21 protein-coding genes are annotated in these 22,160 nt (G+C 56.6%); 18 read left to right on the forward strand and 3 right to left on the reverse strand.

Features of this window, described 5'->3' with window-relative positions; translation table 11 throughout:
* Positions 1–51: 51 nt before the first annotated feature.
* The 6 genes from METLA_RS0114230 to METLA_RS0114255 are packed head-to-tail and all read left to right on the forward strand — an operon-like array spanning position 52 to position 6,965.
* Positions 52–1,041 carry an AAA family ATPase gene (locus tag METLA_RS0114230; protein WP_024299180.1) on the forward strand — a complete coding sequence of 330 codons (990 nt, stop codon included), beginning with the start codon at positions 52–54 and terminating at the stop codon, positions 1,039–1,041.
* Complete coding sequence (locus METLA_RS0114235; protein WP_024299181.1) at positions 1,042–1,980, forward strand: DUF58 domain-containing protein; 939 nt, start codon at positions 1,042–1,044, stop codon at positions 1,978–1,980.
* The gene (locus METLA_RS0114240; RefSeq protein ID WP_024299182.1) at positions 1,980–2,456 is read left to right on the forward strand and encodes a DUF4381 domain-containing protein; all 477 of its coding nucleotides are present in this window, start codon (positions 1,980–1,982) and stop codon (positions 2,454–2,456) included. The genes METLA_RS0114235 and METLA_RS0114240 overlap by 1 nt, the downstream gene beginning before the upstream one ends.
* The gene (locus METLA_RS0114245; RefSeq protein WP_024299183.1) at positions 2,453–3,433 is read left to right on the forward strand and encodes a vWA domain-containing protein; all 981 of its coding nucleotides are present in this window, start codon (positions 2,453–2,455) and stop codon (positions 3,431–3,433) included. Before METLA_RS0114240 ends, METLA_RS0114245 begins: the two co-directional genes overlap by 4 nt.
* Positions 3,430–5,232 (forward strand): vWA domain-containing protein, encoded by a 1,803-nt coding sequence (locus METLA_RS0114250; protein ID WP_024299184.1) that lies wholly within the window; start codon positions 3,430–3,432, stop codon positions 5,230–5,232. The genes METLA_RS0114245 and METLA_RS0114250 overlap by 4 nt, the downstream gene beginning before the upstream one ends.
* A 29-nt stretch (positions 5,233–5,261) precedes the next feature.
* Positions 5,262–6,965 carry a BatD family protein gene (locus METLA_RS0114255; protein WP_245598803.1) on the forward strand — a complete coding sequence of 568 codons (1,704 nt, stop codon included), beginning with the start codon at positions 5,262–5,264 and terminating at the stop codon, positions 6,963–6,965.
* Here METLA_RS0114255 and nudE read toward each other — a convergent pair.
* On the reverse strand, positions 6,960–7,514 hold the full coding sequence (nudE, locus tag METLA_RS0114260; protein ID WP_024299186.1) for an ADP compounds hydrolase NudE: 555 nt from the start codon (positions 7,512–7,514) through the stop codon (positions 6,960–6,962). The genes METLA_RS0114255 and nudE overlap by 6 nt on opposite strands.
* 44 nt (positions 7,515–7,558) lie before the next feature.
* Between nudE and yrfG the strand changes: the two genes are divergently transcribed.
* Complete coding sequence (gene yrfG / locus METLA_RS0114265) at positions 7,559–8,215, forward strand: GMP/IMP nucleotidase (RefSeq protein ID WP_024299187.1); 657 nt, start codon at positions 7,559–7,561, stop codon at positions 8,213–8,215.
* Here yrfG and METLA_RS0114270 read toward each other — a convergent pair.
* Positions 8,178–9,482, reverse strand: coding sequence for a DEAD/DEAH box helicase (locus METLA_RS0114270; protein WP_024299188.1), 1,305 nt, complete (start codon positions 9,480–9,482; stop codon positions 8,178–8,180). The two genes, yrfG and METLA_RS0114270, sit on opposite strands and share 38 nt — an antisense overlap.
* A 111-nt stretch (positions 9,483–9,593) precedes the next feature.
* Between METLA_RS0114270 and trxA the strand changes: the two genes are divergently transcribed.
* From trxA to METLA_RS0114285, 3 genes are all read left to right on the forward strand, one after another.
* On the forward strand, positions 9,594–9,920 hold the full coding sequence (gene trxA, locus METLA_RS0114275) for a thioredoxin TrxA (protein WP_024299189.1): 327 nt from the start codon (positions 9,594–9,596) through the stop codon (positions 9,918–9,920).
* Between the two features lie 184 nt (positions 9,921–10,104).
* Positions 10,105–11,361 (forward strand): transcription termination factor Rho, encoded by a 1,257-nt coding sequence (rho, locus tag METLA_RS0114280; protein ID WP_024299190.1) that lies wholly within the window; start codon positions 10,105–10,107, stop codon positions 11,359–11,361.
* Positions 11,362–11,394: 33 nt separating this feature from the next.
* Positions 11,395–12,222 carry an undecaprenyl-diphosphate phosphatase gene (locus METLA_RS0114285; protein WP_024299191.1) on the forward strand — a complete coding sequence of 276 codons (828 nt, stop codon included), beginning with the start codon at positions 11,395–11,397 and terminating at the stop codon, positions 12,220–12,222.
* Between the two features lie 2 nt (positions 12,223–12,224).
* Here METLA_RS0114285 and METLA_RS0114290 read toward each other — a convergent pair whose 3' ends face one another.
* A complete protein-coding gene (locus METLA_RS0114290) occupies positions 12,225–12,446 on the reverse strand; it encodes a DUF7230 family protein (protein ID WP_024299192.1) in 222 nt (73 codons plus the stop codon).
* 83 nt (positions 12,447–12,529) lie between these two features.
* On the opposite strand from METLA_RS0114290, the gene mnmG reads away from it, so the two are divergent.
* From mnmG to METLA_RS0114330, 8 genes are all read left to right on the forward strand, one after another.
* Positions 12,530–14,401: a tRNA uridine-5-carboxymethylaminomethyl(34) synthesis enzyme MnmG gene (gene mnmG / locus METLA_RS0114295; RefSeq protein ID WP_024299193.1), complete on the forward strand. Its 1,872-nt coding sequence runs from the start codon at positions 12,530–12,532 to the stop codon at positions 14,399–14,401.
* A complete protein-coding gene (rsmG, locus tag METLA_RS0114300) occupies positions 14,401–15,033 on the forward strand; it encodes a 16S rRNA (guanine(527)-N(7))-methyltransferase RsmG (protein WP_024299194.1) in 633 nt (210 codons plus the stop codon). Before mnmG ends, rsmG begins: the two co-directional genes overlap by 1 nt.
* Before the next feature lie 3 nt (positions 15,034–15,036).
* On the forward strand, positions 15,037–15,804 hold the full coding sequence (locus METLA_RS0114305; RefSeq protein WP_024299195.1) for a ParA family protein: 768 nt from the start codon (positions 15,037–15,039) through the stop codon (positions 15,802–15,804).
* A gap of 3 nt (positions 15,805–15,807) precedes the next feature.
* Complete coding sequence (locus METLA_RS0114310; RefSeq protein ID WP_024299196.1) at positions 15,808–16,677, forward strand: ParB/RepB/Spo0J family partition protein; 870 nt, start codon at positions 15,808–15,810, stop codon at positions 16,675–16,677.
* A 543-nt stretch (positions 16,678–17,220) separates the two neighbouring features.
* Positions 17,221–17,583, forward strand: a complete 363-nt coding sequence (locus tag METLA_RS20950; RefSeq protein ID WP_036282435.1) for a hypothetical protein — start codon at positions 17,221–17,223, stop codon at positions 17,581–17,583.
* Positions 17,584–17,594: 11 nt separating this feature from the next.
* Positions 17,595–18,884, forward strand: coding sequence for a hypothetical protein (locus METLA_RS0114320; RefSeq protein ID WP_029646682.1), 1,290 nt, complete (start codon positions 17,595–17,597; stop codon positions 18,882–18,884).
* Positions 18,885–18,892: 8 nt separating this feature from the next.
* Positions 18,893–20,995: a diguanylate cyclase domain-containing protein gene (locus tag METLA_RS0114325; protein ID WP_024299199.1), complete on the forward strand. Its 2,103-nt coding sequence runs from the start codon at positions 18,893–18,895 to the stop codon at positions 20,993–20,995.
* Between the two features lie 201 nt (positions 20,996–21,196).
* Positions 21,197–22,156: a terpene synthase family protein gene (locus METLA_RS0114330; RefSeq protein WP_024299200.1), complete on the forward strand. Its 960-nt coding sequence runs from the start codon at positions 21,197–21,199 to the stop codon at positions 22,154–22,156.
* The last annotated feature ends 4 nt before the right edge of the window (positions 22,157–22,160 follow it).

Genomic DNA, 22,160 nt, shown 5'->3' on the forward strand with positions numbered 1-22,160 from the left:
CAAAATCTTGCTCAACGTTGTTGTCACCAAGGATTCAACGAGACGGAAAACATGTCGGAAAACCACAAGCAGAACATCGCGCAACTTGCGCTGATCAAACTCAAAAACTACATCAACAGCGAAATCATCGGCCAGGAGGTGCTGGTCGAACGGATGCTGATCGGTTTATTGGCCGACGGCCATATCCTGGTCGAAGGCGCGCCGGGTTTGGCCAAGACGCGTGCGATCAATGTCTTGAGCAAAGGCATTCAAGGCGATTTTCACCGGGTGCAATTCACGCCGGACCTGTTGCCGGCCGATCTGACCGGCACCGAAATCTACCGCCCGCAGCAAGGCACGTTTGAATTCCAGAAAGGGCCGTTGTTTCATAATCTGATTCTGGCCGACGAGATCAACCGCTCGCCGGCCAAGGTGCAGGCGGCATTGCTCGAAGCGATGGCCGAACGGCAGATCACGGTCGGCCAAGCCACCTATCCGTTGCCGGAGCTGTTCATGGTGATGGCGACGCAAAATCCGATCGAACAGGAAGGCACTTATCCCTTGCCCGAAGCGCAGCTCGACCGGTTTTTGCTGCATGTGAGGGTCGATTATCCGAATCCGAAGCATGAAAAAGACATTCTGCATCTGGCCAGAAGGGAGGCGCGTTCGGAAGTGCTGAAAAAAACCGAACGTTTCGAGTCGATCTCGCAGCAAACCCTGTTCACCGCGCGCAACGAAGTGCTCGACGTGTACATGGCCGAGGCGCTGGAAGATTATTTGCTGCAAATCATCCTGGCGACGCGGACCCCCGAGGCCTATGGCCGCGATCTGGCAGCCTGGCTGCAATACGGCGCGAGTCCCAGGGCCAGCATCGCGCTCGACCGTTGCGCCCGCGCCAAGGCCTGGCTTGATCAGCGCGATTTCGTCGGCCCCGAAGACATTCAGGACATCGCCTTCGACGTGCTGCGTCATCGTCTGATTTTGTCCTACGAAGCCGAGGCCGAAGGCATCACCGCCGATCATGTGATCAGGGAATTGATTGCCCGTATTGCCGTTCCGTAAATGCTGTTCACTAAACCTGCAGTCAATCATCACCCGTCCGTGACGCCCGACGAGCTGATCTCGGTCAGCCTGAAAACCTTGATCGACCTGGCCCGGCCCGCGGCGGGACTGACGCATCCGCGTAGCGCTATCCGTTCGATCCAGAGCGGCGGCTACCTGTCTCGCTTCAAGGGACGCGGCATGGAATTCGACGAGACGCGGCTTTATCAACCCGGCGACGATCTGCGCACGATCGACTGGCGCGTGACCGCGCGCACCGGCACGCCGCATACGAAGATTTTTCGCGAGGAGCGCGAGCGGCCGGTGTTCATTTCGGTCGACGACCGCCCGGCGATGCATTTCGCGACCCGCGGCGTATTCAAATCGGTGCTGGCCGCGAAGCTGGCGGCACTGCTGGCCTGGACCGCAGAACATCACGGGGACCGTATCGGCGGCCAGATTTTTTCCGAGCAGGACTGCCGGGAGCTGAAGCCGCAAAACGGCAAACAGGCGGTGCTGCATTTATTGCATGCGTTGATCGACCGCCCCGTTCAGAACCAGCCGGCCGCCTACGCCTTCGAACAAATCCTGGCCCGGCTGGTCAAGCATGTCCGCCCCGGCAGCCGGGTTTATATCATCAGCGATTTTCGCGGCGTCAACGAAGCGGCCGAGGTCCATCTGTCGCGGCTCTCCGAACATTGCGACGTGGCCTTGCTCTTCGTGTTCGATGCATTGGAACAAAGTCTTCCGGAAAAAGGCCGCTACCGCTTTACCGACGGCGAACGCGATGTGGTGATGGACAGCGCCGATGCGCGCCGGCTGGCCGATTACCGCCAGCGTTTCGCGGAGCATTTAGAGCGCCTGCAAACGCTCGCCCGCAAGGAAAATCTGCAACTGATCTTGTGCGGCACTGCGGACGATCCGGTGCAGCGCCTGAAGACCCTGCTGCGAGGCCAGTAATGTCGGTCACCGATTTACCGCTGCGCGACATCCACATTCCGGAAGCGATCGGCGGGTGGCCGCCGGCGATCGGCTGGTGGGTTCTTGCAATCTTGATCCCGTTGCTGCTGGGGTTTTCAGTCTGGCTGTATAAACGGCTGACCCGGCTTACCGCGCTGAAGACCGCGCGCAAGTTGCTAAAGGCCTTGAGAAACGATACCTCGCTCGACGATCTGGCAAAAATTGCCGAACTGTCCGCCTTGCTGCGCCGCGTCGCGATCAGTACCGATAACCGCGCCGAAGTCGCGGGCTTAACCGGCCAAAACTGGCTCAGCTATCTCGATGGCGCGCTTAAGGGCGCGCCGTTCAGCGAAGGCCCCGGCCGCATCTTTCTCGACGCGCATTATCGAAAATCCGCGCCGTCCGAACCGGCGCTGCAGGACGTGTTCCAAGTCTGTGAAGACTGGCTCAAAGCGCAAAGCAAACGTAAAAAATGATTCAACTTATCTGGCCCTGGCTGATTATTCTTTTGCCGCTGCCCTGGCTGATCCGGCGTTTGCTGCCGCCGTTGCTGCCGGCCGAACAGGCGGCGCTGAAAGTGCCCTTCCTGGATGACTTTGCCGCCGGCAAGACCGATGCCGTTTCGCAGCCCCGAAAATGGCCGCTGCGTCTGGCGATGCTGGCGTGGCTGCTTTTAGTGATCGCCGGCATGCGTCCGCAATGGCTCGGCGAGCCGATCGAGCAGGGGATCAGCGGGCGCGACCTGATGCTCGCGATCGACCTGTCCGGCAGCATGGAAGAACAGGATTTCGTGATCAACAAGCAGCAGGTCGACCGCTTGACCGCGGCCAAATGGGTCGCCAGCGATTTCATCGAACGCCGGGCCGGCGACCGGATCGGCCTGATCCTGTTCGGCACCCAGGCTTATCTGCAAACGCCGCTGACCTTCGACCGCAAGACCGTCAATACCCTGCTCGATGAATCGGCGATCGGCCTGGCCGGCGACAACACCGCGATCGGCGATGCGATCGGCCTGGCAGTCAAGCGCTTGAAGAATCAGCCCGCCAACAGCCGGGTCTTGATCCTGATGACCGACGGCGCGAATACCGCCGGCGAGGTGTCGCCGTTGAAAGCGGCGGAACTGGCCGCGAATAATCAGTTGAAAATTTACACGATCGGCATCGGCGCGGACGAAATGGTCGTGCGCAGCCTGTTCGGCGCGCAGAAGGTCAATCCGTCGCGCGACCTCGACGAAAAAACCCTGCTCGACATCGCGCAAAAAACCGGCGGCCGTTATTTCCGCGCCCGCAACACCCGGGAATTGAACAATATCTATATGCTGCTGGACCAATTGGAGCCGGTCAACAAGGACAGCCAATATTTCCGTCCTCGGCAAGAACTGTTTTTCTGGCCTCTGGGCCTGGCGCTCGCCTTGGCGGCCGGGGTCTGTTTGTCACGTTTACGATGGTCATGAGTTTCAGCGAATTTCATTTTATCCGGCCCTACTGGCTGTTGGCATTGATTCCGGCGATCGCGCTTCTGGTCATGCTGCTGCGTCACAAGCTCAGCCGCGGCAACTGGGCTTCGGTTTGCGATCCGGCGCTGCTGCCCTATCTGCTCCAGGAGAAGGCGGTGCATACCAGCCGCAAGTCTCTGCTGCTCGGCGCCGTGATGGCGCTGCTGGCGATCGTCGCGCTGGCCGGCCCGACCTTTCAGCGCCTGCCATCGCCGGTGTTCAGAAACGATTCGGCCTTGGTGATCGCGCTGGATTTGTCGCGTTCGATGGATGCGGAAGACATCAAGCCGAGCCGCCTGATCCGGGCCCGCTACAAGATCGCCGATCTGTTGCAGCGGCGCAAGGACGGCCAGACCGCGCTGCTGGTGTTTGCGGGCGATGCGTTTACGGTGACCCCTTTGACCGACGATACCGAAACGATCGCGAGCCAACTGGAGGCATTGACGACCGACATCATGCCGACTCAGGGCAGTCAGGCGGAGGCGGCGCTGAATCTGGCCGTCCAATTGCTCCGGCAGGCCGGCCTGCAGAAAGGCGAGATCATCCTGATGACCGATGGCGTCGAATCGGATGCCGCACTTGCGGCCGCGAAAAAGTTGAACGGTTATCACTTGTCGGTGCTCGGCGTCGGCACCGCCGAAGGCGCGCCGATCGCACTGCCGAACGGCGGTTTCTTGAAGGACGAACAGGGCGCGATCGTCATTCCGAAACTGGACCCCAATAAACTTGCCGAATTGGCCGGCGCGGGCGGCGGCGTCTACCAAAGCATCACGGCGGACGACAGCGACATCGAAAACGTGCTGGCCAACCTCGATACGACCGTGCCGGAGGCGCAAGGCCATACGGAAAACCCGTTGCTGATCGACCTTTGGGACGATCTCGGCCCCTGGATCGTGCTCGCGGTGTTGCCTTTGGCCGCGCTCTCGTTCCGTCGGGGTTTATTGTGCGTCGCATTTTTGACTTTGCTGCCGCTGCCTGAAAACAGCTATGCGCTGGGCTGGCAGGATTTGTGGCGGACCAAGGATCAGCAGGCCGCGGCAGCTTTTGAGCAAAAGCAGTATGAGCGTGCGGCCGAATTGTTCGAGAACCCGGACTGGAAGGCGGCCGCACAATACCGTTCGGACAAGGCGCAGACCGGAAAATTGCAAGCGCCGAAGACCGCGACCGGTTTTTATAATCAGGGCAATGTGCTCGCGAAATCGGGCCGCTTCGAGGAAGCGATCGCCGCTTACGACAAATCGCTGGCGATCGATCCCAATAATGAAGACGCCATATATAATAAAAAACTGGTCGAAGAGGCGCTGAAACAGCAACAACAGCAACAACAGCAACAGAAAGATCAAAAGCAAGACTCGGAAAAGGAGCAACAGCAAAAGCCGCAGGATCAGTCCGCTTCCGAGCAGAAGCCCGAACAAAAAGACGAAAAAGCCGAAGCCAAGAACGGCGATAAGGCGCAGGAAAAACCCGAAACCGGCGCCGAGAAAGCGCCGGAGAAAGCCGAAGAGCCGCCAAAACAGTCCGAAGAGCAACAGGCCAAGGACAGCGCCGCGGCAAAGGAAGACCAGAAAGAATCGGACCCGGCCAAGCAAAATGAAGCGTCTGCGCAACCGATACCGCCGTCCGACGAAACGCAACAGGCCAATGAGCAATGGTTGAACCGGATTCCGGACGATCCGGCCGGTTTGTTGAAACGCAAATTCAAATACCAGTACGGCCAGCGCCAGCAGCGCTCCGGCAACAAGGCGCAAAATTGGTAATCCCGATGACTTTAATCAGATCTATGAGAATGCTGACGATGGTTAACAAGATCAATCGAAGCGGAGCCGTCCTGTGGCTGCTGTTATGTCAGGCGGTGTTGATGCATGCGGCCCTCGCGGCCACGATCCAGGCCACTGTCGATCGCAATCCGGTCAATCTGGACGAATCGTTTCAGATCGTCTTCAGCGCCGACGAAACGCCAGACGACGAGCCTGATTTCAGCCCGCTGGAGGAGGATTTCGATGTGCTTTCGCAAAGCCACAGCAATAATGTATCCCTGATCAACGGCAAGATGAGCCGTAGCGTGCGCTGGACCTTGAATGTGATGGCCAAACATGCGGGCAATCTGGAGGTGCCGGCGATCAGTTTCGGCAAGGACACGAGCGAGCCGGCCGCCTTGCTGGTGAACGAAAAATCCGGCAACGACGATTTGAGCAATCAGGAAGACATCTTCATCGAGGTCGAGGCGGCGCCGGAAAATCCTTATATCCAGTCGCAGATTTTATACACGGTCAGAATCTATAGCCGGGTCGAAATCGCCAGGGCGTCGATCGACGAGCCGGAGCAGGCCGATGCGGTGATCGAGAAGCTCGGCGACGACAAGAATTTCCAGACCCAGGTGAAGGGCGAGAACTATATGGTCACCGAACGCCGCTATGCGATTTTTCCGCAAAAAAGCGGCATGATCACGCTCGCCCCGCTGGTGCTGACCGCGGAAGTGCTCACGAACTCGCGCTCGGGCTTCAACGGCTTTTTCGGTTCGAACGTGACCCGCACCCAGCGTGCTTCCTCGAAGGCGATCAGCCTGACGGTCAAGCCGGCGCCGGCATCGTTTACCGGCAAGCACTGGCTGGCGGCCGAACAACTGGAGCTGAAGGAAGAATGGTCCGGCGATTTGAAGAACATCAAAGCCGGCGAGCCGGTGACCCGCACGCTGACCGTACTGGCCAAGGGCAGCACGGTCGGGCAATTGCCGGAACTGCACAAGGCGGCCTCGGAAGAGTCGGTCAAATTCTATCCGGATCAGCCGGTCCTGCAGGAGCAAAAAAACGTCGACGGCCTGTTGGCGAAGCGCCAGGAAAAAATCGCGTTGATCCCGGCTAAGGCGGGTTCATTCAAACTGCCGGCGATCGAAATTCCGTGGTTCAATACGCGGACTCAGCAAATGGAGATCGCGAAGATTCCCGAAACCACGATTGCCGTGGCGTCTTCAGGTCCTGCACCGGCTACAGAGCCCGCCAAACCTCTGGCGGTGAATCCGGAGGCCAAACTTCAGCCTTTGGTGATCGAGAGCCAGACCAGCGCGAGGCAAAATATCTGGATCTGGGTTTCTGCGGCCCTGGCGGCGGGCTGGCTGGCGACGGGGGTGTTTTTCCTGAGACGGCGGCCCCGGCGCGAAGCGGATAAGAATGAAACGCAAGAGATTAAGTCCTCGGGCGAATACCGCCAACACCTCAAACAAGCCTGCGCGGACAATGATCATTTGGCCGCGAAGAACGCCTTGCTGGACTGGGGGCGGGAGCAATTTAACGCGCACAGCCTGGGTGGAATCGCCAAGTGCTGCGATGCAAGGCTTCGGGATGAGATTCTGGCGTTGAACAAGGCGCTGTACTGCAAGGATGCGCAGCCGTGGCAAGGCAAGAAATTGTATCAGGCCTTTACCGAAAACAAGGCGCGGGAACAGTGGACGGCGGCCAAGGATGAGGCGCTGGAGCCGTTATTCCGCTTATAAAGGGCGCGCCTTCAAATATTCGAGCGCCATGAACAGCGCCGCGATCGAGCGTGCCTCGGTGCATTCGCCGGTCGCGATCAGCGCGTTGATCTCGGAGAGCTTCCAGGGCACCACTTCCAGTTCCTCGGGTTCGTCGCCGGCCAATTTTTCCGCGTACAGATCCTCGGCCAGGATGATCTCGGTCATGTGTTCGAGATAGGACGGCGCGAGCGAAAACGAACTCAGATGATGCAGCTTGTTCGCGCCGTAGCCGACTTCTTCCTTCAGCTCCCGGTTCGCGGCTTCCAGAAACGTCTCGCCCGGATCGGTCTTGCCTTTCGGCAGGCCCAGTTCGTAGCGATGCACGCCGGCCGAATATTCCCTGATCAGCAGCACGGTGTCGTCATCGAGCATCGGTATGATCAGCACCGCGCCGCCGGGCCTGCCGCGGGTCAGCCGCTCGAAACTGCGCTGCACGCCGTTGCTGAATTGGATATCGAGCGCTTCGATATGAAACAAACGGCTTTTGGCGACGGTGGTTTTGTTCAGGATGATCGGTTTGTCGGCCACGGTGTTATGATGTTCAGGATGAGTTTTGAATAGACCGCACTATTATGATCGATTGGAACAAAATTGACACCGTTTTGCTCGATATGGACGGCACCTTGCTGGATTTGAACTTCGACAATCATTTCTGGAAGGAATTCGTGCCGCTGAACTATGCCCGGAAAAAAGGCCTGACGCCGGCCCAGGCCAAGGAAGAACTGATACCGCTGTTCAAAAGCATGGAAGGCCGGCTCGAATGGTATTGTCTGGACTACTGGAGCCAGGCGCTGGAACTGGACATCGTCGGTTTGAAAGCCGAGATCGCCGGCCTGATCAGCGTGTTGCCGCATGTGGTCGAGTTTCTCGAAGCGGTCAAGCGCACGCCCCGGAAGGTGCTGCTGGTCACCAACGCGCATCCGGACAGTCTCGGGCTCAAAATGGAAAAGACCTGCCTGCATCCCTTCTTCGACGAAATCATCAGTTCGCACGCCTCCGGCAAACCGAAGGAGCATGCCGAGTTCTGGCATTGGCTGCATCGGCGCCAGCCCTTCGATAAAAGCCGGACGCTGTTGATCGACGACAGCCTGGCCGTGTTGAATTCGGCCAAGGCATTCGGCATCGAAAATCTGCTGTCGGTCAGCCGGCCGGATTCAGCGCAGCCGAAAAAGGTGATTCTCGCTTATCGGGCTATTGAGGATTTTCGGGAGTTGATGGCCGGGCTCTAGGCGGCCGGCTATTGCCGCTTTTCGGGCGGCGCTGCGGCCTGTCGTCGCGTGGCGGACGCGGCCGCCTTTCCGGCCGGATCAGGTCCTGAGCCAACAGGTCTTGCGTGACCGGCTGCACCGGCACTTTTTCGCCGATGTAGGACTCGATGTCCGGCATCGAATACGCATATTCCTCGCAGATGAAACTGATCGCCTCGCCCGAGGCGCCGAAGCGCGCGGTACGGCCGATCCGGTGCACATAGTCTTCGACATCCTGCGGCAGGTCGTAATTGATTACATGCGAGACGTCCGCGATATGCAGCCCGCGCGCCGCGACATCGGTCGCGATCAACAGGTTGATGGTGTTTTCCTGAAAATCGTTCAACAGGCGCTGGCGCTTTTCCTGCGGCACGTCGCCGCTTAAGGCCGCAGTCTTGAAGCCGTTCGCGGTCAGCGTGTCGTCCAGCAGTTCCGCGCAGCGTTTGGTGTTCACGAAGATGATGCTGCGCTGCGGCTGGTAGTGTTTCAAAATCCCGATCAAGAGCGGAATTTTTTGCTCGTTAGAAGGGCAGAACGCGGTCTGCTTGATCGATTTGGAGGTGACCGTTTCGGTCTCGATCTTGATCAGCACCGGATTGTTCATGTGCTCGTAAGCCAGCTCGGTCACCTTGTAGGACAAGGTCGCCGAAAACAGCATGTTCAGGCGCTGGTCGTGCGGCGGCATGCGCCGGAGCAGATAACGGATGTCCTTGATGAAACCGAGGTCGAACATCCGGTCGGCTTCGTCGAGCACGCTGACCTGCACATGATCGAGGCTGAACGCCTGCTGTTTGTAGAAATCGATGATGCGTCCGGGGGTGCCGATGATCACGTCGACATTCGTTTTGAGCTTGTCGAGTTGCTTTTGATAATCGACGCCGCCGTAGATCAGCGCGAATTTCAGGTGCAGATGTTTGCTTAAGAGCAGCGCATCCTTGTGAATCTGGATCGCGAGCTCGCGGGTCGGGGCCAGAATCAACGCGCGCGGATTCTTGATCGGCTCGTTTGCGGCTTCCTTGCTTTCATTGTCATTCAAAAGGCGCTGGAAGGTCGCGAGCAAAAACGTCGCGGTCTTGCCGGTGCCGGTCTGCGCCTGGCCCGCAATGTCGCGGTCCCTGAGCAGGAGCGGCAGCGACCTATCCTGAATCGGCGTGCAGAATTCAAAGCCCGCGGTATTCAGGCTGTGCAGGATCGAATCGGATAATTCGAGGTTGGAAAATCGGGTTTCGGTCAAATGTGTCTTACTCATAGCCTATAGGATAACGTAAAAATCGAATCGGCTGAACCCGGAACTAGAAATTGATTGACTCTAGCCGCCTTCCCCCCTATAGTTAAAATTTTTAATTGTTGGAGAAATAGCGTGAGCGACTCAGTCCTTCATGTAAGCGATAGCGAATTTAACGAAAAGGTTATCAAAGCTAAAGGGCCTGTATTGGTGGATTACTGGGCTGAATGGTGCGGGCCTTGTAAGATGATTGCGCCGGTTCTGGATGAAATTGCGGTAGACTTCGCGGGCAAATTGACCGTAGTCAAGATCAATATCGACGAAAATCCAAAAACGCCGCAACACTATGGCGTACGCGGTATTCCAACCCTGATGCTGTTCAAGGACGGCGAAGTCGAGGCGACCAAGGTCGGCGCCCTGACCAAATCCCAGCTCGCTGATTTCCTGAACAGCAATATTTAACGCGGTCCCCTGATTCGCCCCGTCTTCCTACTGGACGGGATCGCTTTATTGAGTTATACTTATGGAGTGCGCTGATTCCAGCGCGCTTCAGCCTATCATCCGATAATCTGCGTCCCTGAATTCTAATCCTATATAAGCACTGCGGTGGTGAGCCTCGGTCGCTTAGCTTCGAGTCATCCTTTATATGAATCTTACCGAGTTAAAACTAAAACAAATCAGTGAAGTCATCGAAATCGCCGAGTCGCTTGGACTTGAAAATGTCGCCAGATCACGCAAGCAGGACCTGATTTTTGCGATCCTGAAAAAACAGGCCAAGGCCGGAGACGATATTTACGGTGACGGCGTTCTCGAAATTTTGCAGGACGGTTTTGGTTTTTTACGCACCCCCGGTTGTTCATACCTGGCCGGCCCCGATGACATTTATGTCTCGCCAAGCCAGATTCGACGCTTCTCGTTAAAGACCGGCGACACGATCAGCGGCAAGATTCGGCCGCCGAAAGACAATGAACGTTACTTCGCGATGCTCAAGGTCGAAGAGATCAACTTCGAGCCGCCCGAAAATACCAAGAATAAAATCCACTTCTCCAACCTGACGCCGCTGTTCGCCAAAGAACGCTTCACGCTCGAACAAGGCAACGGCACCACCGAAGACCTCACCGGCCGGATTATCGACCTGGTCGCCCCGATCGGCAAGGGCCAGCGCGGGCTGATCGTATCGCCGCCGAAAGCCGGTAAAACGATGATCCTGCAAAGCCTGGCGCAGGCGATCGCGGAGAGGAATCCCGAATGTTACCTGATCGTGCTGCTGATCGACGAACGTCCGGAGGAAGTGACCGAAATGGAACGCTGCGTGCGCGGCGAGGTGATTTCGAGCACCTTCGACGAGCCGCCGACCCGCCATGTGCAGGTCGCCGAAATGGTGATCGAAAAGGCACGGCGTTTGGTCGAGCACAAGCACGATGTTGTTATCCTGTTAGACTCTATCACCCGTCTGGCTCGCGCCTATAACACGGTGGTGCCGTCTTCCGGCAAAATCCTGACCGGCGGCGTCGACGCGAATGCGCTCGAAAAGCCGAAGCGCTTTTTCGGCGCGGCGCGTAATATCGAGGAAGGCGGCAGCTTGACGATCATCGCGACCGCGCTGATCGATACCGGCTCGCGGATGGACGAGGTGATCTACGAAGAATTCAAAGGCACCGGCAACATGGAGTTGCATCTCGACCGCAAGATCGCCGAAAAACGGATTTACCCTGCGATCAACATCAACCGCTCCGGCACCCGCCGCGAAGAATATCTGGTCGATCCTGACACGCTGCAAAAAACCTGGATCTTGCGCAAAATCCTGCAACCGATGGACGAAACCGCGGCATCCGAATTCCTGATCGGCAAACTGAAAGATTTCAAGACCAACGCCGCATTCTTCGAATCGATGAAGCGTTAAGCAACCTCTTTCCCTGCCTTCTCCAACGCAGTTATGACCGATCTTCATGTATTACTGGACGCCCTGATTCTGGGCGTCGTCGAAGGCTTGACCGAATTTTTGCCGGTGTCTTCGACCGGGCACTTGATTCTGGCCGGCCAGCTTTTGGGATTCAACGACGAAAAAGGCAAGGTCTTTGAAATTGCAATCCAGTTTGCGGCGATTCTGGCGGTGGTCTGGGAATACCGCCAAAGGCTTTGGCACACGCTGGTCAGCATCAAGTCCGAAACGGTATCGCAGCGTCTCGCCATCAACATGATCGTGGCGTTTTTACCGGCCGCGATCCTCGGCTTTTTGTTCCTGAAACAGATCAAGGCCTATCTGTTCAATCCGACCGTGGTCGCCTCGGCCTTCATCATCGGCGGTTTCCTGATCCTCTGGGCCGAACGCCGCGAGCATCGGGTGCACGCCGAGACGATCGATGACATGACCTGGCGCGACGCGTTGAAAGTCGGCTTCGCACAAGCGGTCGCGATGATTCCCGGCACTTCGCGTTCCGGCGCCACGATCATCGGCGGCCTGTTTTTCGGACTGTCCCGTCGCGCGGCGACCGAGTTTTCGTTTTTCCTGGCCATTCCGACCATGTTCGCGGCGACCTTCTACGATGTCTATAAGCACCGCGATTTGTTCAGCGCCAGCGACCTCGATTTGTTCGCGGTCGGCGGCGTGGTGTCATTCATCAGTGCCTTTCTGGCAGTGCGCGGTTTGTTGCGCTTTATCAGCCGCCATGATTTTTCGGTGTTCGCCTATTACCGTATCGCCTTCGGCATCTTGGTGCTGCTGTCGGCGCAGATGGGCTGGGTGGATTGGAGCAACGGTTAGCCCTAAACGGCTGCCGCGATAGCTGAACACTCTCCGCAGGAGGCTTTGCCAAGCATTCGTTCGAGAACGCTTGGCGAAGCCTCCTGCTTCGGATGCTTCGCCTTACGGCGATATTGGCTCTTGTCGTCAAAGACCTTCGCCTTGTTAAACTGGTGCGCATGCTTCGCGACCGGATTCAAACGTTGAACGATTTCTATTTCGTTCAAATTTCTACGTTTTTTCATCGTTTACCTCTTATAATAGTGGGATGTCCGCCCTGCTTGGCAGGACAGAGTACTATAACAGCCCGTGTGATTAGAAAACAGTCGTGAAATTCAAAAAAGATTTTGATGTGATCGTGGTCGGCGGCGGCCATGCCGGTACCGAAGCCGCGTTGGCGGCGGCCCGTTCTGGCGTGAAGACGCTGCTGTTGACGCAGAATATCGAAACGCTCGGCCAGATGAGCTGCAACCCGGCGGTCGGCGGCATCGGCAAGGGCCATTTGGTCAAGGAAATCGATGCCTTGGGCGGCTGCATGGCGCGGGCGATCGATCTCGGCGGCATCCAGTTTCGGATTTTGAACGCGAGCAAGGGCCCTGCGGTCCGGGCCACGCGCGCGCAGGCCGACCGCAAGCTCTATAAGCAGGCGGTGCGCTACATGCTCGAAAATCAGCCGAACCTGGCGCTGTTCCAGCAGACCGTTGCGGATCTGATTGTAAACGGCGATCAGGTCGTCGGCGTGAAAACCGAAATGGGCCTTAGCTTCATGGCGCGCGCGGTCGTGTTGACGGCCGGCACGTTTTTGGGCGGCAAGATTCATATCGGCCTCGAAAATTACAGCGGCGGCCGCGCCGGCGACGCGGCGTCGATCGCGCTGGCGCAGCGCCTGCGCGAATTGCCGTTCCGGGTCGATCGCCTGAAAACCGGCACGCCGCCGCGCATCGACGGCCGCACGATCGATTTCAGCAAGCTCGAAGAACAGCACGGCGACGATCCGGTGCCGGTGTTTTCGTTCCTCGGCAAGCGCGAGCAGCATCCGCGGCAGATTCCGTGCTACATCACGCGCACGAATACCAGAACGCACGACATCATCCGTTCCGGGCTCGACCGTTCGCCCTTGTATTCTGGCATCATCGAAGGCATCGGCCCGCGCTACTGTCCGTCGATCGAGGACAAGATCGTACGCTTCGCGGACCGCGACACGCATCAGATCTTTGTCGAGCCGGAAGGCCTCGATACGCACGAGATTTATCCGAACGGCATCTCGACCAGTCTGCCTTTCGATGTGCAGTATGAGTTCGTGCGTTCGATGCTCGGCTTCGAAAATGCCGAAATCGTGCGTCCCGGTTATGCGATCGAATACGATTTCTTCGACCCGCGCGACCTGAAAACCTCGCTCGAAACCAAGCATATGAACGGCCTGTTCTTTGCCGGCCAGATCAACGGCACGACCGGCTACGAAGAAGCGGCCGCGCAAGGCTTGATCGCGGGTCTGAATGCGGCGCGCCGGGTGCAGGATCTGGAAAGCTGGTGCCCGCGCCGCGACGAAGCCTATATTGGCGTGATGATCGACGACCTGATTACGCGCGGCACCCAGGAGCCGTACCGGATGTTCACCAGCCGCGCCGAATACCGCCTGCAACTCCGCGAGGACAATGCCGATCTCAGGCTGACCGCACAAGGCCGCGCCCTGGGCCTGGTCGATGACGAGCGCTGGCGCGCGTTTGAAGAAAAGCAACGCGCGGTCGGCGAATTGCAGGAAGGCCTGAAAAAACAATGGATACGCCCTGACACCGAAGGGGCGAGGGCCGCCGAAGCTTACTGGGGCAAGCCGATTCAGAAAGAAGTGAATCTGCTCGAAATGCTGCGCCGGCCGGAAGTCGATGCCGCGCGTCTGTTGTCGTTTTACGATCAGGGCGCGGAGGTTGCGGAACAGGTCGGCGAACAGGTCGAAATTCAGACCAAATATGCGGGCTATATCGTTCGCCAGCAGACTGAAATCGACCGCGCGCAGCGCTATGATCATTTGCGCTTGCCGGAAGCGCTCGATTATACCGGCGTGCCGGGGCTGTCGAATGAGGTCAGCGAAAAACTGCGCAAACAGCGGCCGGAAACCCTGGGCCAGGCCTCGCGGATTCCGGGCATTACGCCGGCGGCGATCTCGCTGCTCTTGGTCTATCTGAAAAAGAAAAGCGCCTGATGGAGTCTTGTGCTGTTATTCTGGAAAGCGGTCTTGATGCGCTGAATATCGCCTGGACCGAGGAGCAAATCGGCCGCCTGCTCGCGTTTCTGAGGCTGATCGAAAAATGGAACAAGGCTTATAACCTGACCGCGATCCGCGACCGCGAGGACATGACCCGGCTGCATCTTCTGGATAGCCTCGCCGTGCTGCCCCATATCAAAGGTCCGCGCGTGATCGACATCGGCACCGGCGCGGGCCTTCCGGGTATCCCGCTGGCGATTTTTTTGCCCGAAATACAATTTACCCTGCTCGACAGCAATGCGAAAAAAACCCGCTTCGTGCAGCAGGCGGTGTTGGAATTGAAACTGAACAATGTCGAAGTGCGTCATAGCCGGGTGGAAGCCTTTCAGCCCGAGCAAAAATTCGATACGGTGATTACCCGCGCCTTCGCGGCTTTGCCGGCGATCATGCAGACGACCGCGCATTTACTCGGCGAGCAAGGCGTGTTGCTGGCGATGAAGGGACAAAATCCACGCGATGAATTGGCGGAAGTTAAGGTAAAATCGTCGGTCATTGCGCTCAAAACGCCTGGCGTCGAGGCGGAGCGTTGCGTGGTGATCATTCAAAAAGATGCGATTTCTGTAGGATAAAGTGTGACAAAAGTTATTGCGGTAACGAATCAAAAAGGCGGAGTCGGCAAAACGACGACCAGCGTCAACCTGACGGCGTCATTGGCGGCGGCTAAGCGCCGCGTTCTGCTCGTGGATCTCGATCCGCAAGGCAACGCGGCGATGGGCTGCGGCGTCGACAAAGAGAAAGTCCCCTATTCCAGCTATCACTTGCTGCTGGAAGAAGTGCCGGCCGAACAGGCCGTGATCAAACTGCCGGAACTCGGCTTCTCGGTGATCGCGGGCAACGGCGATCTGACCGCCGCCGAAGTCGCGCTGATGGATGCCGAACGCCGGGAACGGCGGCTGGCCGAGGTGTTGATGCCGATCAAGGCGCAGTACGACTATATTCTGATCGACTGTCCGCCGTCCTTGAACATGCTGACCTTGAACGCGCTGGTCGCGGCCGATAGCGTGCTGATTCCGATGCAATGCGAATATTACGCGCTGGAAGGCTTGTCGGCACTGATGAGCACGGTCAAAAGCATCCAGGACACGGTCAATCCCGCATTGCATCTGGAAGGCATTTTGCGGACCATGTTTGACGACCGCAGCCGCCTGACCAAGGACGTCTCCGAACAATTGGTCGAATATTTCGGCGACAAGGTATTTAGAACCTGCGTGCCGAGAAACATCAGGCTTGCCGAAGCGCCGAGTCACGGTTTGCCGGTGTTGAGCTACGACAGATCTTCGCGCGGCGCCTTGGCGTATCTGGCGCTGGCCGGCGAAATGTTGAGAAAAGAGAAAAAGTAACGCATGTCGATCAAAAAACGTGGATTAAGTCGCGGCCTCGACGCGTTGCTCGGCGATGTTTCAATCACCCAAACGGAAGCAACGCCGACGTCTCCTGCGCACGCCTTGCATACCTTGCCGATCGAGTTTCTGCAGCGCGGCAAATACCAACCGCGGAGGGACATCAATCCGGAAAAATTGCAGGAACTGGCCGATTCGATCAAGGCGCAGGGCGTGATCCAGCCGGTCGTGGTGCGCCGACTCGACGCCGAAAAATACGAGATCGTCGCCGGCGAGCGGCGCTGGCGCGCGGCGCAACTGGCCGGCTTGCATGAAGTACCGGTCGTGGTGAAGGACATCGACGACCGCACCGCGATGGCGGTCGCGTTGATCGAAAACATCCAGCGCGAGGATTTGAACCCGCTCGAAGAGGCGGAAGCCCTGGCGCGCCTGCTCGACGAATTCGACATGACGCATCAGCAAATCGCGGATGCGGTCGGCAAATCGCGGACGACCGTGACCAATCTGTTGCGCCTCTTGGATTTGCATCCGGAAGTCAAAAAACTGTTGCTGAACAAACACATCGAAATGGGCCATGCGCGTGCCCTGCTCGGTTTGGACGGACAGAAACAAGTTGCGGCCGCGCATAAAATCGACAAGGAAGGCTTGACGGTCAGAGCCGCCGAAAAGCTGGTCAGAGATCTCCAGTGTCCTACCGAGAAGCCGGAAAAAGACAGGGTCATCGACAAGGATACGCTGCGCCTGCAGGAGGACCTGACTTCGCGTTTGGGCGCTAAGGTCTCGATCGATCATAAAAAAAACGGCGCAGGCAAGCTGATCATCTCCTATTCCAGTCTGGAAGAGCTCGATGGGATCATCGGGCAGATCAAGTAATCCATTCACGATACCCTTCGCAGACTTCGGTTTGCGAGGGTTTCTATATCCAATCAATCTTTTAAATAATAATGATTGCTGCGCCGCACACCCTCCTAACGCTTAAGTTAATCAAAATATTTTAAAATGCGAAGTTGTGCTATATTTATTTGATGAAATATGGCTACTCACTTTCATTGTGTTACCCACCCATCTTCCGTAGCGCCTCATCGGAGGTTGCGCCAGTTTCGGCGTGAAAATTATTTCGATGATGATAAGGCTTGCTAAGCACAATGAGCCGGGCTATTGCATTGCAATCTTCACCGCCGCTTTCCAGGCTCATTCAACAGCGCATCACCGTGTGCCTGCGCCTCTTCCGGTAAATCCGCTGCATGTAGGTTTACTGAACGTATTCCAGTCTATCCATTTCTGCCGGACCTCTTAATGCAGCAGCCGAACCATTGGCGGTGTATTCGTAGCGCCTTCATGTTCCGCTTTACCGCAAAATCGTGGCCGATAGGCTTACGGATTTTATTTCGCGTGCAGAAAATTTTACTCTTCGCCATGGCCATTTCACTGGCGAGTCTGACGGCTCAGGCGGATGATGCAAAAGTCAGACTTTTAGATTCGAGCGGCAATACCAAGCAGCTTCCAGTCGAAACCGTGCGCGAAATTTTCTTTATGCGCCTGAGTTCCTGGCCCGATGGGTCCCCGATCCGTGTGTTCGTGCTTCCTGACGATCATCCTTTGCATATCCGCTTTGCGAAAGAAATTTTGGGCGTTTATCCGTTTCAACTGCGTTCGGCCTGGGACCGGCTGGTATTTTCAGGCACCGGCGTATCGCCGACCCTGGTGGAATCGGTAGAGGAAATGCGCTCGCGTGTCGAATCGACGCCGGGCGCCATTGGCTATACTGATAAACAATAAGGAGATCATCGATGAGATCAATTAACCTTAAGCCTCGTTTCGGTAAAGCCGCTTCGATGATCTTTTGCTCCGCATTGGTTTTGCTGTCACCTATGAAGGCGTCGGCAAAAGAATTTTTCGACGGCAATGTAAAGGTATATGGCTTTGCCAGCCAGGGTGCGACTTATACCGATCATCATCAGGTATTTGGAACGAGCCGCGACGTAAGTCTGGATTTCAGGGAAATGGGTCTTATTACTTCGGTGAAGCTGCTGCCGAATTTGCTGATTTCCGCGCAGGGTTTATACCGCGATACCGGCGCTTCCGACACGCAAGGCACCCGGCTCGATTTTGCCCAGGCCGATTATAGCGTTCCGCTGTTCGATTCTTCCTTGGTGCTCGGCGCTCGCGGCGGCCGCGTCAAGATTCCGTTCGGTTTATACAACGATACGCGCGATGTCGTGTGGACTCGGCCTTCGGTATTGTTGCCGCAATCGATTTATTTCGATACGCTGGCCCTTAGGCAGGCGATGATCGCGGCTGACGGGGGCATGCTCTATGGCCGTTATACCCATGGCGAGCACCGCTTCGGCTGGGAGTTTATGGCTGCCGAACCGCAGGACAGCACGGGCGGGGCGACGGGTTTCCTGACGGGCATTCCTCATATGCCGGGGCTTCCGAAGTCGGAAGGCAGCTTGGGCGGGCGCCCTATGCTGCTGGGCCGGGCTTTTTATGAATGGATGGGCGGGCGAGGAAAGCTGATGTTTTCTATCGTCGACCTGGATCGGGATTTTAGCGCATCCCCCGGGCTGTCCGCATTTTATCAAAACGGCAATACCAAGGTCACCTATCCTTTGTTTTCGGCGCAGTACAACGCCGAAAAATGGTCGCTGACCGCCGAATATGGCTGGATCAGCAGTGATCGCAGCGGCTATTCGACCGCAAACACCGCATTTATACAAGGCCTGCCGACCTGGAAGAATAATACTTCCGAGAACTTCTATGTGCAGGGCGAATACCGCTTTACGCCGGAATTCTGGGCGGTGCTGCGCTATGATGTGTTGCATCTCAACCGCGACGACCGGGGTGGCAGGGAAATGTCCAGATTGTCCGGAGGATTGGCGCCGGCGCATCGTTTTTATGCGCGGGACCTGACTGCCGGCGTGCGTTGGTCATTCGCCCGCAATTTTTTATTGGCGTCTGATTACCATTATGTGAATGGGACAGCCTGGCTGAACGAGTCCGAAAACCCGAATCTTTCCAGTCCCGAAGCGTCATCGCATTTTAGTATGGTGACCACGATGCTGTCTTTTCGCTTTTGAGGCGTTGAATGCCTGGTAAATCCCATAAACTCAGCCGTAAGCCTCGCTTCGCCAGCTTGCATCGCAAGTGGCTGGCGTCGCTGAGTTTATTGCTGCTTTCCCTGGGCGCGGCGTTTGGTGCGCTGAATTACTGGTACCTCGAGGTACAGGTAAAAACTCAGAATGCACAGAGTCAGGCGGCCTGGAGCGCGGAGTTCAAAGGCCTTATCAGCCATTCGGTGGATCGACTGCAACGGCTAAGCATCGTGATCGCTTCGCTCGGCAATCTGTCCGACCGCCTGAAAGAACCCGGGGGGGTGATCAATTCTGACGAACTGGAGCGGCAGTTTTCCAGCGTGCGTTATGAGCTGGATGTCGAAAGAATCATCATTTTTGATAAACAAGGCGAGATCCGCTGGAATTGGTCGCCGGACAGCAGTAGCTTCCTGTCGATGCAGTCGATGATGGCGGCGCTCGAGCACGCGAAAAACAATGAGCAGCCGGAGGCCGCTCTGGATTGTCAGGCGCAGTGCGGACTGAACACGGTGATGCCCTTGTTGGCGGACGGTGAACATGTCGGTTTTATTGGCATGAGTCAAAGAATCACCGATCTGGTCGTTGAGTTTTCCACGGCAACCGGCGTGGATATCGGCATTTTGGTGCCGACAAGCACTGAAAAAACGGATCAGGCTTTTTCGGGCTGGGGCTTGTACACGGCTGCCTTGACCCATGCCGTGGCGCTAAAGCCCTTCATTGCGAATCTGTCCGAACGTTTTGCGTCGCCGGAGGATATTCCTGCCGCGGTCTGGTTGCCCTGGCATAACAGCTTCTATGTATTCAATGCCGTTCCGCTTAAGCACATGATTGCCAGCGCTAACGGCTATTTGGTATTCATTTCCGATGTCACCGAGGCCACTTCGGCGTTGAAACAGGCCAATCGCAACAGCATGTTGTTGATGTTGGGATCCTTGTTATGCGCGGAAATCTTTTTGTTCCTGCTGCTGCGCAAGCCGTTGCGGCGTTTGAGCCACTTGGCAACAACCTTGCCGTTGGTGGCGCAGGGCGGTTACCAGGAGGCTTATCAGGCATTCGATTTGCATGGCCGTCTCTCCGGTCAACGCGATGAGATCGATATCCTTTATGAGACGTCGATCGATTTGACCCATCAAATCGAGGAAAGCCAGCTGGCCTTGGCTGCCGATAGGGATTTCATCCGGGGTATTCTGGACAGCGTGCAGGTGATGATCGTAACGCAAACGCGCGACGGCCGGCTGCATACGGTCAACCGGTATATGTCGCAAATGCTGGGCCGCTCCCCCGAACAACTCAGGAAAAATGCATTTGTCGATCTGCTCGAAGACGATGATGGCAAGGAGCAATACCTGGACAACCGGATCAATCTTTTCTCGTCTTCCCTGCATCGTCTCGAACACGAAGGCTCGATCATCGACGCTAACGGCGAAATGCGTCATATCATCTGGATTCACACTTTTCTGGGTTCCACGCATCAGGACGATGCGGTGGTCCTGTCAGTCGGCATGGATGCGACCGATCGGATCGTGGCCGAAAATCGCAGCCGCTGGCTTGCCCACCATGACCCTTTGACGGGGTTAGCGAATCGGCTGCGCTTTCATGAGGAACTCGAAAGAAGCTTTGCCGATGCGGTGCGTAGCGGCAACTCCAGCGCGCTGCTCCTGCTCGATCTGGATTATTTCAAGACGATCAACGATACCAGCGGTCATGCGGCCGGCGATGCGTTGCTGGTCATTCTGGCGAATGAGCTGCGCGCGCGTGCGCGCAAGTCGGATCTGATCGCCCGGCTGGGCGGCGATGAGTTTGCGGTGCTGATGCCTACGACAGGGCGCCTCGGCGCCGAAGCCTTTGCGACCTCCCTGAATGAGCGCCTGGCGGAACGCAAGTTTCAGTTCGGTAGCAAAGACTATAGGATCTCGGCGAGCATCGGCATCGCCTTGTTGCCGCAGCATGGCATGAATGTCGAGGAGTTGATGGCAAACGTCGATATGGCGATGTATTCGGCGAAAAAAAGCGGTAAAGGGCGTTGGTGTTTGTACACGCAGAATTTGGAATGCCTATCGAGTCAGCCTGTTCGAGAGGATTCGCTGGCACGGTGACATTGTCCCGAGTACAGTTTTACATTCAGAAATCAAGGATTGTTTATTTTATGTTAGAGAAAATTGGCTTTATCGCGCAGGGTGATGGGTTTGAGGCAGGAGGGGCGTACGCAGGGATCAACAAGCTATCCGCATTAAGCATCGATAGTCTTTGCCGAACTAGCAATCCTATTTTTTCCTTTAACCCTGGACGCCGCTGATATGATCAACTACCCCAAACTCGATTGCCCGTTCCCTTCTGCGATCAATCAACATGCCGAGGCGGTCAATAACCATACATTGAATTGGGTAAAAAAATTTGATCTGGTTCTGGATGAAGACAATTTCCAGCGCTTACAAAAATCCAAATTCGGGCGGCTGGCGGCTCGCGCTTATCCGAATGCGCCGCTGGAGGAGCTCAAAATTGTTTCGGACTGGAATACCTGGTTGTTTATCCGCGACGACCAATGCGACGAATCCGGCTTGGGCAAGGATCCGATCAGGCTTTCCGGCGTGCATGCCGAGCTGCTTGAAATTCTGCTCGGGCGCGCGCCTGAGCAGTACGACTCGGCGCTGGGGCATGCCCTGTATGACATCCGCAGCCGTCTGCTCAGAAAAGCGAGTTCCGCCTGGATGAGTCGATTCGTTTATAGCGTGATCGAATATTTTGAATCGTCGGTATGGGAGGCGATCAATCGCGCGGATCAAAAAATTCCCGATACCGAAACCTATATTTTGATGCGTCCCTATACGGGCGGCTTATACACCGATATTGAATTGATCGATATTACGGAAGACATTTATTTGCCGTTGCATGTGCGTAAAAATGAGGTGATCCAGCGTTTGTCGCTGATGGCTAATAACGTCGTGTGCTGGTCCAACGACATTATATCCCACGCCAAAGAGTCGAAGCATCATGACGTGCACAATCTGGTCGCCACCTTGCTGCCTTCACAGCCGTCGCTGCAACATGCGGTCGATTTGGCGGCTGAAATGACCCGTACGGAAATCGATGCCTTTGTCGAATTGGAAAAGCAAATCCCTGCGTTTTCAGCGGACATCGACAGGGATGTACAGCGTTATGTCGCAATATTGAGGTCTTGGATGCGCGGAAACCTGGACTGGGCTTATGAATCCAGCCGCTACATCGTCGCAGCGGATGACGTAGCCCTGGAGGCATAATTTA

This window comes from Methylomicrobium lacus LW14, from assembly GCF_000527095.1.
Classification (GTDB): domain Bacteria; phylum Pseudomonadota; class Gammaproteobacteria; order Methylococcales; family Methylomonadaceae; genus Methylomicrobium; species Methylomicrobium lacus.